Raw genomic sequence first — 15,023 nt, forward strand, 5'->3', positions numbered from 1 at the left:
GGGCGACAGGAACCCCGGATGATACCCTTCCCGCATGAGCATTGAAGACAACGCCGGGGCCCGAAACCAGCGCCCCCTCGAGGCCGGCATCCATACCGATCTCGAAGGCCGGATGACGTATGGGGGTTACCTGCAACTCGGGCGCCTGCTCTCGGCGCAGCAACCGCTCTCAAACCCGCCGCACCACGACGAACTCCTCTTCATCGTCCAGCACCAGGTCTCGGAGCTGTGGATGAAGCTGCTCGTGCACGAGCTCTCCGCGGCGATCGCGCACCTGCGCGCCGACCGCCTGGAGCCGTGCCAGAAGATCTTCGCGCGCTGTAAACAGGTGCTGCGCCAGCTCACCGAAATGTGGTCGGTGCTCGAGACGCTCACGCCCTCGGAATACATGGAGTTCCGCGAGATCCTCGGGCCCTCGTCGGGCTTCCAGTCCTTGCAGTACCGCACGATCGAATTCCTGCTGGGCAACAAGAATGCGCAGATGCTGCGCGTGTTCGCCTACGACCCGGAAGGGCAGGCGCGCCTGAAGGACGCGCTCGACGCGCCGAGCCTCTACGACGAGGCGCTGATGTACCTGGCGCGCCACGGGCACCCGGTCCCCGCCAGGCACCTGGATCGCGACTGGTCGGAGCCGCACGTGTTTTCGCCGGACCTGGTGCCCGTGTTCGAGGCGATCTACGAAGGCACGAAGGCGCACTGGGAGGCCTACCACCTGTGCGAGGACCTGGTCGATCTGGAAACACAGTTCCAGTTGTGGCGATTCCGCCACATGCGCACGGTCATGCGGATCATCGGCTTCAAGAAAGGGACCGGTGGGTCCAGCGGCGTTGGCTTCCTCAAGCAAGCGCTGGAGCTCACTTTCTTCCCGGAATTGTTCGAAGTCCGCACCGTGATCGGCCTGCCCGGCCCGGCGGCGCCCGCCGGCTGAATGCGGGTGGCGCGATGATGCGCCGCAACATCACGCAACGTCCGGTTTGACTGGCCCCCGCCGAGCCGGTAAACCTCGATCGGATTGCCTGCCATCCCGGCAGGCGCACCCTTCCATCGACTCACAGGGGCCACCGCATGAGTTCAGCGGCGACAACGGGCGCGAGCGCGCCCATTCCGGAATTCCGACAGGTCCTGGGGCACCCCAGGCCGTTGTGGATGTTGTTCATGACGGAGTTCTGGGAGCGCTTCGCGTTCTACGGCATCCGTTGGGCGCTGACGCTGTACATCGTGCAGCAGTTCTACGCGGGGTCCGGCGAAGGGGAAGCGCCCGCCAGCCGCATTTACGGCGCGTATTTGGCGCTGGTGTACGCCGCGGCGATCTTCGGCGGCTACGTCGCCGACCGGATCCTGGGGTACCAGCGATCGATCCTGTTGGGCGCGGTAGTGATGTCCGCGGGCTTGTTCATGATCGCCTACCCGGATGAGACGGTTTTCCGCATCGGCCTTGCGACGGTGATCGCGGGCAACGGGCTGTTCAAGCCGAACATCTCCACGATGGTGGGCAAGTTGTACGCGCCGACCGACCAGCGACGCGATTCGGGGTTCACCCTTTTCTACATGGGGATCAACCTGGGCGCGATGGTCGCACCGCTGCTGACGGGCTGGATGGCCGAGCACATGCTGGGCGGCACGCCCACGATGCCGACCTACAAGATCGTCTTCATGGTGTCGGGCATCGGCATGCTGATCAGCCTGGTGTGGTTCTGGTTCGGTCGCCGCCAACTCGAAGGCATCGGCCGTCCGCCGGAAGAAGGCGCCGCGGGCAAGCGCAAGGTGCTGTACGTGCTGGCCGCCGCGATCGTCGGGATCCCCGTTATCTACTTCCTGCTCAGCATCGACGCCGGCACGCTGCAGTACGTCCTCAGCGCCATGTTCATCGCCCTGTGCGTCATGATCCTGATCGAAGGCGTGCGGGAAGGCCCGGTGCAGCGCGACCGTGCGATCGCGATGTTGCTGATCTTCCTGTTCAACGTGTTGTTCTGGTGCTTCTTCGAACAGGCCGGCAGCTCGTTCAACTTCCTCGCCGAAAAGATCGTCGACCGCGACATGTTCGGGCACGTCTTCCCGGTGGGCTGGTTCCAGTCGGTGAACTCGCTTGCGATCATCGTCTTCGCGCCGATCCTGGCGTGGACGTGGGTCAGGATGGGCAGCAGGAATCCTTCGATCCCGCGCAAATTCGGCCTCGGCATCATCTTCAACGGCCTGGCGTTCCTGCTGCTGATGGGTGCGCTCTCGGGCATGGTGGATGCGGCCGGCAAGATCCCGTTCTGGACGCTGTTCATGGTGTACGTGATCCAGTCGATCGGTGAGTTGTGTCTCTCGCCGATCGGCCTGTCGATGACCACGAAGCTTGCGCCGCTGAAACTCGTCGGCTTCGCGATGGGCGGCTGGTTCCTCTCGACCGGCATCGGCAACAACCTGTCGGGCATCTTCGCCAGCCACGTCAGCGGCGAGACCGGCATGACGGTGGCGTCGGCCTACTCGGGTTACACGCAGGGCTTCATCATCCTGATGGTCGGCGGCATCGCGCTGTTCTTCATCGCGCCGTTGATCCAGAAGCTGATGCACGGCGTGAAGTAAGCAAGACCTTCGCGGAACGAAAAACGGCGGCCCTTCGGCCGCCGTTTTTTTGTGTCCGGATTTCGCGACCTCAGTGCTTGCCGCCCAGGTCCTTCAACAACACGTACCAGTAATCGAGCCCGTCGTAGAAGCCCTTCACCGGCACGCGCTCGTTCAGGCCATGCGCGAACGCATCGCTGTCCTTCATGAACATCCCGCCCACGCCATAGGTCGGAATCCCCGCCGCGCGGAAGTACATCCCGTCGGTCGCGCCCGAGGATTGATTCGGCACCACTTCGATCCCCGGATACAGCGTGTGCACCGCGCGCGTCACCGCTTCCATCACGTCGGGCCGCAGCGGCGAGGCATCCGTGGCGATCGGGGATCCGATCGTCGTCACTTCGACGCCCTTGCCGACGACGTCCTGCAAGGTCTTTCGGACATCGTCCACCGCCACGCCCGGGAAGATGCGGCAGTTGACATTCGCCGTCGCCGATTGCGGCAGCGCGTTGCGCCCGTGCCCGCCGCGCAACATCGTCGCCACGCACGTCGTGCGGATGCGGCCGACGCTGCCGGGGTCCGCGGCCAAAATCGCGATCGCCTTCGCGTCGTGTTGATCCTTCGCGAAGGCGGCCATCGCCGCGCCAATCGGCCCCGGCGCCACCTTGCCTTCGGCACGCAACTCCGCGACCGTCGTGTCGTTCCACATCACCGGGAAGGCATGCGCCTGCACCTGTTTGAGCGCATCGGCCAGTTCGTAGATCGCGTTGCCCGGTGTCGGGCGCGAGCTGTGCCCGCCAGGGTTGTGCGTGGTGAGTTCGAAGTCGGCGTAGGTCTTCTCCGCCGTCTGCACGCTGAAGGACCGCGCGGTGCCGTCTTCCTCGAGCGTGCCGCCGCCGCCGTCGGCGTTGAGCGCGTACTCGGCGTCGATCAGCTTGCGATGCGTCGTCGTGAGATCGCGTGTCGTCGCCATCTCGGTTTCCTCGTCGCCGGTGAAGACGATCAGCAGGTCGCGCGTCGGCACGAAGCCTTCCTTCTTCAATCGCAGGAACGTGGCCGTGAGCGTGGCGATGCCGTCTTTCACGTCGCTCGTGCCGCGGCCGAAGAAGTATCCCTTCTCCTCCACCAGCTTGAACGGATCGCGCGTCCAGTCCTTCGGATCGGCGGCCACGACGTCCATGTGCGCCATCAACAGGATCGGCTTGCCGCCGCTCCCGTCGCCGCGATAACGCACCACGAGCGCGGCGGTTTCACCGACCGGCAGCAGGTGGATGTCGCCATCGGGAAAGCCGCCGTCGCGGAACTGCTTCGCGAGCCATGCGCCCATCACGGGCACTTGCCCGTTGCCGGCGGCGGTGTTGTACCCGATCAGTGTCGAATAGATCTCCCGCGCGCGCGCCTGTTCGGGCGTGACGGCGGAAGCGGTGCAGGGCGCGGCGATCGCAAGCGCGAGCAGCGCGCTCAGCAAGGTGCGGGTCATGGGGGGATCCTTTCCGAAGGTGAAAAAAAACCGGTGGCGGCTCGCGCCGCCACCGGGTTGCGAGGGTGGATCAGAACTCCTGCGAGAACCGGAAGCCGATGCTGCGCGGCACGCCGTGCACGGTGTAGGACTGGACACCGCACGTGTCGGTGGCGCATTGCGCGAAGCGGGTCTGCTCTGCGTGTTCGTCGAACGCATTCTTCAGGAAGAAGTCGATCGCCCAGTTGTTGCGCTTCACGCCGAAGGCGAAATCGACCTGCGTGTAGGCATCGAGTTCGCCGAAGGCAGCCAGGTCCTCGCGCGTCAACGCTGCCGCGCGACTTCCCACGTGCACCAGCGAACCCTGCACGTAGGATTCCAGGCTGCCGATGTCGAAGGCGTAGCGCCCGGTGGCGTTGGCCTTGAAGCGCGGCGTCACCGGCAGGCGCGTACCGACCGGCGCCTGCGGGCCGTCGACCACGTCATCGTCGGTCGGGTCCAGCGGATCGTTCGGATTCACGGTGCCTGCGGGGCACGCCGTGACCGGATTGCCCGCGAGGTCGTTGAACCCGCAGTACTCCTTCGTCAACTCCGCGTCGTAGAACGCCACGCCACCGTTGAGGCGGAAGTTGTACGTCGCCGCCCAACTCAGATCCATTTCCAGGCCGCGCACGCGTGCGTTGCCCGCGTTGCGGATGACCGTGAGGCCCGAGCCGCTCGGCGGCAGGAACGAGTACTGGATGTCGTCCCAGTTTTCCTGGAACAGGGCGCCGTTGAACGCGAGGCGATTGTCCTGCCACATGGTTTTCCAACCCAATTCCCAGTTGGTGAGGTAGTCGGGCAAGTAAGGGCCGACGTTGCCGTTGCGGTTCAGGCCGCCGGGGCGGAACCCTTCCGACCACGTCCCGTAGATCAGCTTGTTATCGTCGATGTGGTAGGTCAGGTTGGCGCGGTAGATCGTGTCGTTCTTCTTGACGGTACTGTCGATGTTGACGCACGGCGCGCCGTGGTACTGCATGTCGTTGAAACACAACGCCTCGCCATAGTTGCTGCTGTAGCCCGCGCCGTAACCGAAGAACCCGCGCAGGCTGTTGTCGTAGCGGAAATAACGCGCGCCGACGGTCGCCGTCCACTTCGGGTTGAAGTCGTAGGACAGCTCGCCGAACGCGGCCTGGTCCTCGTCCCTGCGGCCCTGTTCGGTCAGCCAGATCGTGTCGGGCCAGCCCGTCACTTCGATCGAGGTCGCCAGGTCGCCGATGACCTTGTATTGCTGCTGGATGTCGTGCGTCTGCTTCTGGAAGAACACGCCGGCGACGAAACGGAAAGCTTCGTCCGACGGGGACGCGATGCGCAACTCGTGGCTCTGCTTGGTGTACTTGTCCACGCCGATGATGATCTGCGAGGGGTTGATGAGCGCACCGGTGTCGTCGTAGAAGTACGCGCCCGAGTTGTCGATCGTGTCGTACCAGAACGCGTAATCGCTGTAGTCGAATTCCGAGTCGATCTCGCGCCGCAAATGCGAGTACGCATAGGTGATGTCGAAGTTGCCGATCTTGCCTTCGACGGTCAGCGCAGCCGATGTCCAGTCTTCGTGCGCGCTTTCCGGGTAGTACTTGTTGACCGTGTAATCGCCGAGATGGTCGTCGCCGGCGAAGTTGCCGTAGCTGTCGGTCTTCTGCGTCATCACCATCGGCGTGACCGACCAGTTCTCGGCGAAGTCGAACTTCAACGCCGCGCGCGCACCCCTGGTGAAGATGTCGTTGTAGTTGTCTTCGGCGACGGTGCCGACGTTGGTGATCGTGCCGTTGCCGCCGGAGTCGGCATCCCACGAGGGGAACGTGCGCGTTGCCGGTTTGTTGTCGACGTAACCGGCGTCCTTCTTGTCCCACGCCACGACGCGCACCGCGGCGTTCTTGCCGATCGGCACGTTGACGAAGCCTTCGGCGAGGAAGCCGTTGTCGCCACCAGTCAACGCGTTCGCGCCGAATGCGTAGCCGGCGGAGAAGGCCTCCTTGTCCGGCTTGCGCGTGATGATGCGCAGCGTGCCCGCCTGCGAACTGGCGCCATACAACGTGCCCTGCGGGCCGGCGAGCGCTTCGACGTGGTCGATGTCGTACAGGTGGATGTCGAGCACGCCGCCGATCGTCGTGACCGGCTGCTCGTCGAAGTAAACGCCCACGCTGGGCTGCGGGCCGGAGTGGTTGCTGTTCTCGCCGCTGGCCACGCCGCGCATGTACGGAACCGCGCCGCCGCCTTCACCGGTATCGAAGGACAGTGCAGGCACGTACGCCGCGTAGTCCTCGAAGTCCTTGAGGTCCAGTTCGTCGAGTTTTTCCTTGCCGAGCACCTGGATGCTGATCGGCACCTTCTGCACGTCCTCGGTGCGCTTCTGCGCGGTCACCGTGACGGTATCGAGCACCGGCGTCTGCGTCGTCTGCGCCGGTGGCGGTTGTGCCTCCTGTGCGAACGCAGAACCGAAGGCGAGGTAGATGGCGGCGACCAGCGGCAAGCGTGCAGGCTTGCGCACGAATCTGTTGCGCGGCGATGTCTGTCTTGAACGATGCATCCAGCTCCCCTCCCAAGTAAGTGGAATCGAATCGGTTACGACAACGTTGACGCGGGATAATCCTCGAGGACGGGGCCCAACGCGCGCTTGAGCGGATCGAGCCACGGTTCGTAATGGCGCCATTGGTCGACGCCGTCGGTGTAGATCGGCCGGCGCACCTGTTCGGAACTGGCAGTGCGCACCGGGCGATCGTTTTCGTAGAAGCGCAGGCAGCCCGGCTCGAAGGACAGGCCGAGGTAATCGAGCAGGCGTCGCACTTCGCCTTCGGTGTCGCCGACCATGCGTTCGTAGAACACGCGGTGGACGCGGCCGGGCAGCACGTCGTCGTAGTGCGCCATCAGCTCGACGTAGTCGCGGTAGTACCGCCCGATGTCCTCGAGCCCGTAACTGAAGTTCTGCCCGCGCGCATAGTGCTGCTTGAAGTTGGAGAAGCAACAGGCCAACGGATGGCGGCGCGCATCGATGATCTTCGCGTTGGGCAAGGCCAGCTGGATCAGGCCGACGTGCGCGAAGTTGTTCGGCATCTTGTCGATGAAGCGCGGCGCACCGGATTTGCGATGGATGCGCGTGCGCTGGAGGTAGTCCTCGCCGAGTTCGCGCAGGCGCGCCGGATCGAGCGCCGCCAGCGCCTCGTGGTAAGGCTGCGTCTGCGCGGGATCCACCGAACGGCGCAGTTCGCGCGTCATCGCGGTGATCTCGGGCAACTCCATCGTGCCTTCGACCGCCGAATGGCTGGAAAGGATCTGTTCGATCAGCGTCGAGCCCGCACGGGGCATGCCGACGATGAAGATCGGGTCGTTCGCCTCGCTTCCGCTGCCCTCGCGCTCGGCGAAGAAGGACCGCGTGTAAGTGCGCTTGACCAGGCGGACGCGCGCGGTGTTGTCCCCGGGGTTGTAGTACGTCGTCTGGCGCCGATGGTGGTTGCCGTTGGCGTAGTGCGCAAAGGATTCGGCGTATTCGCCGGCATCTTCCCGCGCCTTGCCGAGCGCGAACTCCAGGTGGAAACGATGGTGGACGGGCAGCGCGGGGATGTCGAGCTGGCGGCGCATGGTCGCCAGGTCGTCCTCGGTGAACCGGAAGGTCTTGAGGTTGGCCAGGCTCCACCACGCTTCGCCGATGGACGGATCGAGCGCGATGCAACGGCGGTAGGCCGCGATGGCTTCGTCCTGCCGACCTTCCGTTTTCAGCGCATGCCCGTAGCTCAACCATATCTTCGTCTGCGCCGGATACTGGCGCAGGAGGCGCGCGTAGATATCCAGTGCACGCGCGTATTCGCCGACGCTGCACAGCACGACGGCATGCAGGTTGCGGTAGCCCGGGTCGTGCGGGTCCATGCGCAGCAGGCGTTCGATCTGTACGAGGGCCTGCGTCGGCTTGTTGCCGCGGTTCAACACCAGCGCGTAGTGCAGGCGCGCGGCGTGGAAGCTCGGCGCGAGTTCGAGCGCGCGCGCCAGCAGGTGCTCGGCTTCCTCCAGTCGGCCGAGGCGCGCGGCGAGTTCGGCGAACATGCGGATCGCGGCGACATCGGTCGGCGCGCGTTGCAGGTGCGCGCGCAACTGCGCCTCGGCTTCGGGAATGCGATTTTGCGCGAGCGCGGCACCGGCACGTAGCAGCGCGGGATCCTTGCTGGCGTGCCGCACGTGTTCGACGTAGGCCGCATCCGCGCCAGCGGCATCGCCTGCGGCGAACAGCCGATCGCCGAGCGCGAGCCAGCCGCGGGGGTCGAGCGCGACAGCGCGCCGCATTGCGGCGATCGACGGGGGGGAAGCGGTCTGAACACTCATGCGACGTGCTCCATGGCCAGGGCCACGCCTTGTCCGACGCCCACGCACATTGCCACGAGCCCCCGGCCCCGGCGCATGTGCCGCAACTCATGCATCGCCGTGAGGACCAGCCGCGCGCCGCTGGCGCCGAGCGGGTGGCCGAGGGCGATCGCGCCGCCATTGGGGTTCACGTGCGTGGCGTCGTCCGGCAGCCCGAGGGCGCGCGTGCACGCAAGCACCTGCACGGCGAAGGCCTCGTTGATCTCCACGACGTCGAAGGCGTCGAGCCCCTGCCCAAGGCGTTGCAACAACCGATCGACCGCGGGCACGGGGCCCAGGCCCATCGTCCGCGGCGGCACGCCCGCGGCCGCCATCCCCAGGATGCGCGCCCGCGGCGTGAGCCCGTGCCGCGCGATCGCGTCTTCCGAGGCCAGCAACAACGCGCAGGCGCCATCGTTGAGGCCGGAAGCGTTGCCCGCGGTCACCGTGCCCCGTTCACCCAGCAAGGGTGCAAGCGTGGCGAGCCTCTCGCGCGTGGTGTCGCCGCGCGGCTGCTCGTCTGCGGCGCATTTGCCCACGGGCATCAATTCCTCCGCGAACCGGCCTGCGGCGATCGCCCGCGCGGCGCGCTGTTGCGATCGCAGCGCGAACGCATCCTGGTCTTCTCGCGCGATGTCGTTTTCGCGCGCCAGGTGCTCCGCGGTCTGCGTCATCGAATCCACGCCGTGCGCCTCGCGCATCGCCGCATTCACGAACCGCCATCCGAGTGTCGTGTCTTCCAGCGTCTGTTCGCGCGCAAACGGCGCATCGGCCTTGCCCATGACGTAGGGCGCGCGCGACATGCCTTCGACACCGCCGGCCAGCACGATCTCCGCCTCGCCCAGGGCGATGGCGCGCGCGCCCTGGCCCACGGCTTCCAGCCCGGAGGCGCACAAACGATTGACCGTCACGCCCGGCACGGAGACCGGCAGGCCCGCGAGCAGTGCGGCCATGCGCGCGACGTTGCGATTGTCTTCGCCGGCCTGGTTCGCGCATCCGAGGATCACCTCGTCGATCGCGGCGGGATCCAGTTGCGGGTGCCGTGCGATCAACTGGCGTAGCGGCAGCGCCGCGAGATCGTCGGTGCGCACCATCGACAGGCCGCCGCGATACCGGCCGAAAGGCGTGCGCACACCGTCGCAGAGCCAGACGGCGCGCGCGGCGTTCACGCAGCCACCGCCGGCAGCCGATGCGATGGCGCGCAGCCTTCGATCGCCGCAGCCGTGAGTTTCAGCTGCGGCAGGATGTCGCGCGTGGCGTCGCGTTCGACGTCGGGGTAGTAGGGCATGCTGACGTTGATCGCCGCCGCCACGCGGCCCTCGCCGTTGCGCACGGGCACGGCGATCGAGCACAGGCCGAGTTCGAGTTCCTGTTCGACCCACGCATGCCCTTGCCGGCGCACGTCTTCGACGATGCGGCGCAGCTGGTGCAGATTGGTCACGGTGTGCGCGGTGAGCTTGGCCGGCCTGCAATCGGCGAACCAGGCCTCGAGCGCGGCGTCGTCGAGGCCCGACAACAACACGCGGCCCATCGACGCGGAACACGCCGGCAATCGCGCGCCGACGCCGAGCGTGACGCTCATGATCCGACGGCCGGGGACGCGCGCGACATAGACGATCGACTGGCCATCGAGCACCGCCATCGAACTGCTCTGGTTCACCGTGCGCGCGAGTTCTTCGAGCAAGGGCTGTGCGAGGTCGGTGAGATTCAACGAGCCCAGATAGCCGAAGCCAAGTTCGAGCACGCTGGGGCTGAGCACGTATTCGCGCCCGCTCAGGCGCACGTAGCCCAGGTGTTCGAGGGTCATGATCAGCCGGCGCGCGGCGGCGCGGGAGGTCGAGGCGCGGTGGGCGATCTCGGCCAGGCTCAGGCGGGTGTGTTCGGCATCGAAGGCGCGCAGCACCGCCAATCCGCGCGCGAGGGACTGGACATAGTCGCGACTGTCCTCGAACGCCGGTTGGCTGCGCGCCGACTTCGCCATGCTTGCCCGTTCCTTCACCAAGACGGATTGACGTCGAGGGTACGGGCTTCATAGAGTGGTGCGCAATACGCACAGAGCGTGCGCACAGCGCACAAACTTGGGCCTGCGGGGTGTCGCGATGTCGATCGACGAACGCCATTCGGTCTTGCACAGCTGGTCGGTCCAGGCCGACTGGCGCGCGCCGACGGTCGCCGGTGGGCAAGGTGCGCGGCTGCACCTGGCGGACGGGCGCACGGTCCTGGACATGAGCAGCCTGGCCGAGTGCAGCAATCTCGGGCACCAGCATCCGAAGTTGGTCGCCGCCATTCGTGAGCAAGCGGCGCAGTTGTGCTTCGTCAGCAATGCGTGGGGCGCGACGCCGCGTGCGCGATTGGCGGCAATGCTGCTCGAGCGTTCCGGCTTCGAAGGCGGTCGGGTGTTCTTCACCCTCGGCGGCGCGGACGCGAACGAGAACGCGGTGAAGATCGCGCGGCAGGCTTCGCGAAAACCGCACGGTCAGGTGATCGCGCGCGATCGCTCGTATCACGGGGCCACGCACCTGGCGATGGCGTTCTCGGGCGACGCGCGCACGCAGCAGCAGGTCGATGCCGCGGCCTTCGGCGTGCAGCACGTCCCGCCGCCGTATGCGTATCGATGCCCGTTCGGGAGTCGCGACCCCGATGAATGCGGGTTGCGCGCCGCAGACGCCGTCGCGCAGCGCATCGATGCACTCGGCGCCGAGCACGTCGCCGCCGTGGTGATGGAACCCAACGCCGGCACCAACGGCATCGTCGCACCCGAGACCTACTGGCCAGCGCTGCGCCGCGCGACCGCCGCGCGCGGGGTCCTCCTGATCGCCGATGAAGTGATGAGTGCCTTCGGCCGCTGCGGCGAATGGTTCGCATGGCAACGTCATGGCGAAGCCGGACGCCCCGACTTGATGACCCTTGCCAAGGGCCTGACGGGCGCGGCCGTCCCGCTGGGCGCCGTCGTTCTATCGCGAGAGGTCGCCGCGCGCATCGAACACGAAATGCTCTACGCGGGGCTCACGTATTGCGGCCATCCGCTCGCGTGCGCCGCGGGCATCGCCGCGCTCGAGGCCTACGCCGACGAGGGTTTGATCGAACGCTCGCGCGCGCTCGGCGCCCAACTCCTCGCGCAAGCCAAGCGCCTGCAGCAACGCCATGATGTCATCGGCGACGTGCGCGGCGGACACGGATTGTTCGTCGTGATCGAACTGGTCAAGGACCGCGACGCGCACGAGCCGCTCGCGCCGTGGCCGCAAACACCGCCCGCGCTGAAAGCGCTGGTCGACGCCGCGATGGCCCAGGGCGTGTCCTTCGCCACGCGCGGGAATCTCATCCTCCTCGCGCCGCCGCTGGTCGTCGATGAAGCCGAACTCGCCGATGCCATCGCGCTGCTCGATCGCCTGCTCGCGCAACACTTCGCACCGCACCCCGTCGAGGTATCCCGATGAGTTTCCGCCTGACCTATGCGACGATGTTCAACCCGCCGCCGGAAATGCACGTGCAGTTCGAGGCCGCGCTCGCGCGCCTGGAAGCGCGCTTCGGCGAGCGACATCCGCTGTTCGTCAATGGTGCGGACCGCCAGCCGAAGAAATGGTCGGCGAAACACACGCCCATCGACACCAACCTGGTAATCGGCGAATTCCCGCTCGCCGACGCCGGCGACGTCGATGCCGCGATGAAGGYGGCCGAGGCTGCGTATCCCGCGTGGCGCGCGTTGCCCGTCGCCGAGCGCGCCGCATTGTTGCGCAAGGCCGGCGACCTGATGCAGCAGCGCGTCTACGACATCGCGGCGGCGCTGACGCTGGAAGTCGGCAAGAACCGCATGGAGGCGCTCGGCGAAGCGCAGGAGACCGTCGATTTTTTCCATCACTACGCGGACGATTTCGAAAAACACGCCGGCTTCAACAATCCGCTGCCCGACGATCCGATCGAAGGCATGGCCTCGCACAACCGCAGCGTGATGCGGCCTTACGGGCCCTGGGTGGTCATCGCGCCGTTCAACTTTCCCTTCGCGCTTGCAGGCGGGCCGGTCGCCGCCGCGCTGGTGACCGGCAACACCGTCGTGTTCAAGTCGGCCACCGACACACCGTGGTCCGGGCGCCTGCTCGCCGAAGTGTTGCGCGACGCCGGATTCCCGGCGGGCACGTTCAATTACCTCTCGGGCAGCGGCAGCGAAGCGGGCGAAGCGCTGGCCAAACATCCGCTCACTGCGGGCATCACCTTCACCGGTTCGGTGCCGGTGGGCCGCAACCTCATGCAGCAGATGGCGGGCGGTGCGTATCCGCGGCCCTGCATCGCGGAAATGGGTGGCAAGAACCCCTGCATCGTGACCGAGAAAGCGGATCTCGACCGCGCTGCCGCCGGCATCGCGCGATCGGCGTTCGGCATGGGCGGGCAGAAATGTTCCGCGCTTTCGCGCCTGTATGTGCACGCAACGGTCGCCGATGCGCTGATCGAAAAGCTCGTCGCGCAGATCGATGCCATCCGCATCGGCGATGCACGCCAACGCGAACACTGGCTCGGCCCCGTCGTCAACGCGAGCGCCTACGCGAACTACGCGCGCTACGTGCTCGACCTCGAAGCAGGCGGCGCGCGCCTGCTGCGCGGCGGAAAGCAGATCCGCGAGAACGGCGGTGCGCGCGGCTATTACGTCGAACCCGTGCTCGCCGAAGCCGACCTCTCGCACCCGCTGTGGAAGCAGGAAATGTTCCTGCCCATCGTGATGTTGCATCGCTACACCGATCGCGAGGCCGCGATGCGCCTGGCGAACGACACCGACATGGGCCTCACCGCCGGCTTCTACGGCGGGCCGGACGAAGTGCCGTGGTTCCAGGACCACATCGAAGCCGGCGTGACGTATGCCAACCGTCCGCAGGGCGCGACCACCGGTGCGTGGCCGGGCTATCAGCCCTTCGGTGGATGGAAGGGGTCGGGTTCGACCGGCAAGGCGATCGCGTCCTTCTATTATCTGCAGCAGTACCTGCGCGAGCAGTCGCGCACGGTGGTCGAGTAAGCCGCGCGTGCAGGCGATTTCACTCCACGATGCGATCGCCGCGCACGTCGAGGATGGCGCGAGCGTCGCGCTGGAAGGCTTCACGCACCTGATCCCGTTCGCCGCGGGCCATGAATTGATCCGCCAGGGCAAGCGCGAGCTGCACCTGATCCGCATGACGCCGGACCTGATCTACGACCAGTTGATCGGGATGGGCTGCGCGCGGAAGCTGACGTTCTCCTGGGGTGGCAATCCCGGCGTGGGTTCGTTGCATCGCCTGCGCGATGCGGTCGAGCATCAGTGGCCGCGCCGCCTCGAGCTCGACGAACACAGCCACGCCGGCATGGTCGCGGCCTTCTGCGCGGGTGCGGCGCGCCTGCCGTTCGGCATGTTGCGCGGTTATCTCGACAACGACCTCGACAAGGCGAACAAGCGGGTGAAGCGCGTCGAGTGCCCGTTCACCGGCGAACGCCTCGCCGCGGTGCCCGCGCTCAATCCCGACGTGGCGATCCTGCATGCCCAACGCGCGGACCGCGCGGGCAACGTGGCGCTTCACGGGATCGTCGGCGCGGCGCGAGAAGCGGCGATGGCTGCGACGAAGCTGATCGTCACCGTCGAGGAAATCGTCGACGCGTTGCCACCCGCGATGAACGGCATCGTGTTGCCGCACTGGATCGTCACCGCGGTCGTGCACTGCCCCGGTGGTGCGTATCCGTCGTACGCGCAGGGTTTTTACGCGCGCGACAACGCGTTCTACCAGCGCTGGGACGACATCGCGCGCGACCGCGAGGCGTTCGTGGCGTGGATGCAGGTGCACGTGCTCGGTACCGCCGACCACGCGGGCTTCCTCGCGATGCTCGCCAGGCAGGCCGCATGACGCCCGCAACGCGCGATGAATGGATGACCGTCGCCGCGGCGCGCATGCTGCGCGATCGTTGCGTCTGCTTCGTCGGCATCGGCCTGCCGAGCGCGGCCTGCAACCTCGCGCGCCTCACGCACGCGCCCGACATCGTGCTGATCTACGAGTCCGGCACCATCGGCACGAAGCCCGACGTGCTGCCCTTGTCGATCGGCGACGGCGAACTGGCGGAGACCGCTGCGTTCGTCGTGCCGATGCCCGACGTGTTCGCGTACTACCTGCAGGCAGGCCGCGTGGATATTGGCTTCCTCGGCGCGGCGCAGATCGATCGCTTCGGCAACTTGAACAGCACCGTCATCGGCGACTACGACGCGCCGTCGACGCGGCTGCCCGGCGCGGGCGGTGCGCCCGAGATCGCGGCGCACGTGCGCGAAACCTTCGTGTTGTTGAAGGCGACGCCGCGCAGTTTCGTCGGACAACTGGATTTCCGCACGACCGCCGGCTACGGCCGGGGCCACGGCGCGCGCGCGCGCGGCACTGCCCAGGGCGGGGGGCCACGCGCGGTGATCACGGACTTCGGCATCCTCGCGCCGCACCCGACGACCGACGAGCTGCAACTGAGCGCGTTGTTCGAAGATGCCACCGTCGAGGAAGCGCGCAAGGCCATCGGCTGGCCGCTCAAGGTGGCCGACGCGGTGGCGCAGGTGCCGCCGCCGACGCCGCACGAACTCGACACCCTGCGCGCGTTGCATGCGCGCACCCGACAGGCCCACGCACGCCCCGTGGTCTTGCCCTCTCCATGACCG

The 15,023-nt window shown here is 66.7% G+C and carries 11 protein-coding genes; 6 read left to right on the plus strand and 5 right to left on the minus strand.

Annotated elements, in window-relative coordinates:
* Positions 1 to 34 precede the first annotated feature (34 nt).
* Together ACXJJ8_RS07095 and ACXJJ8_RS07100 are read left to right on the plus strand one after the other, a co-directional pair.
* Positions 35 to 928, plus strand: a complete 894-nt coding sequence (locus ACXJJ8_RS07095; protein ID WP_499028169.1) for a tryptophan 2,3-dioxygenase — start codon at positions 35 to 37, stop codon at positions 926 to 928.
* A 137-nt stretch (positions 929 to 1,065) separates the two neighbouring features.
* Positions 1,066 to 2,571 carry a peptide MFS transporter gene (locus ACXJJ8_RS07100; protein WP_499028171.1) on the plus strand — a complete coding sequence of 502 codons (1,506 nt, stop codon included), beginning with the start codon at positions 1,066 to 1,068 and terminating at the stop codon, positions 2,569 to 2,571.
* Between the two features lie 70 nt (positions 2,572 to 2,641).
* On the opposite strand, the gene ACXJJ8_RS07105 is transcribed toward ACXJJ8_RS07100, so the two are convergent.
* From ACXJJ8_RS07105 to ACXJJ8_RS07125, 5 genes are all read right to left on the minus strand, one after another.
* Positions 2,642 to 4,030 carry a M20/M25/M40 family metallo-hydrolase gene (locus ACXJJ8_RS07105; RefSeq protein ID WP_499028176.1) on the minus strand — a complete coding sequence of 463 codons (1,389 nt, stop codon included), beginning with the start codon at positions 4,028 to 4,030 and terminating at the stop codon, positions 2,642 to 2,644.
* Positions 4,031 to 4,100: 70 nt separating this feature from the next.
* Positions 4,101 to 6,536, minus strand: coding sequence for a TonB-dependent receptor (locus tag ACXJJ8_RS07110; RefSeq protein ID WP_499028180.1), 2,436 nt, complete (start codon positions 6,534 to 6,536; stop codon positions 4,101 to 4,103).
* Positions 6,537 to 6,610: 74 nt separating this feature from the next.
* Positions 6,611 to 8,359, minus strand: coding sequence for a sulfotransferase family protein (locus ACXJJ8_RS07115; RefSeq protein ID WP_499028183.1), 1,749 nt, complete (start codon positions 8,357 to 8,359; stop codon positions 6,611 to 6,613).
* The gene (gene pcaF / locus ACXJJ8_RS07120) at positions 8,356 to 9,546 is read right to left on the minus strand and encodes a 3-oxoadipyl-CoA thiolase (protein ID WP_499028185.1); all 1,191 of its coding nucleotides are present in this window, start codon (positions 9,544 to 9,546) and stop codon (positions 8,356 to 8,358) included. Before pcaF ends, ACXJJ8_RS07115 begins: the two co-directional genes overlap by 4 nt.
* On the minus strand, positions 9,543 to 10,358 hold the full coding sequence (locus ACXJJ8_RS07125) for an IclR family transcriptional regulator domain-containing protein (protein WP_499028188.1): 816 nt from the start codon (positions 10,356 to 10,358) through the stop codon (positions 9,543 to 9,545). The genes pcaF and ACXJJ8_RS07125 overlap by 4 nt, the downstream gene beginning before the upstream one ends.
* 118 nt (positions 10,359 to 10,476) lie before the next feature.
* On the opposite strand from ACXJJ8_RS07125, the gene ACXJJ8_RS07130 reads away from it, so the two are divergent.
* The 4 genes from ACXJJ8_RS07130 to ACXJJ8_RS07145 are packed head-to-tail and all read left to right on the plus strand — an operon-like array spanning position 10,477 to position 15,020.
* Complete coding sequence (locus ACXJJ8_RS07130) at positions 10,477 to 11,814, plus strand: aminotransferase family protein (protein WP_499028191.1); 1,338 nt, start codon at positions 10,477 to 10,479, stop codon at positions 11,812 to 11,814.
* The gene (locus ACXJJ8_RS07135; protein ID WP_499028194.1) at positions 11,811 to 13,379 is read left to right on the plus strand and encodes an aldehyde dehydrogenase family protein; all 1,569 of its coding nucleotides are present in this window, start codon (positions 11,811 to 11,813) and stop codon (positions 13,377 to 13,379) included. Before ACXJJ8_RS07130 ends, ACXJJ8_RS07135 begins: the two co-directional genes overlap by 4 nt.
* A gap of 16 nt (positions 13,380 to 13,395) precedes the next feature.
* Positions 13,396 to 14,235: a CoA transferase subunit A gene (locus ACXJJ8_RS07140; RefSeq protein ID WP_499028619.1), complete on the plus strand. Its 840-nt coding sequence runs from the start codon at positions 13,396 to 13,398 to the stop codon at positions 14,233 to 14,235.
* A complete protein-coding gene (locus ACXJJ8_RS07145) occupies positions 14,232 to 15,020 on the plus strand; it encodes a CoA-transferase subunit beta (protein WP_499028197.1) in 789 nt (262 codons plus the stop codon). Before ACXJJ8_RS07140 ends, ACXJJ8_RS07145 begins: the two co-directional genes overlap by 4 nt.
* The last annotated feature ends 3 nt before the right edge of the window (positions 15,021 to 15,023 follow it).

This window comes from Lysobacter sp. P5_C4, from assembly GCF_054049695.1.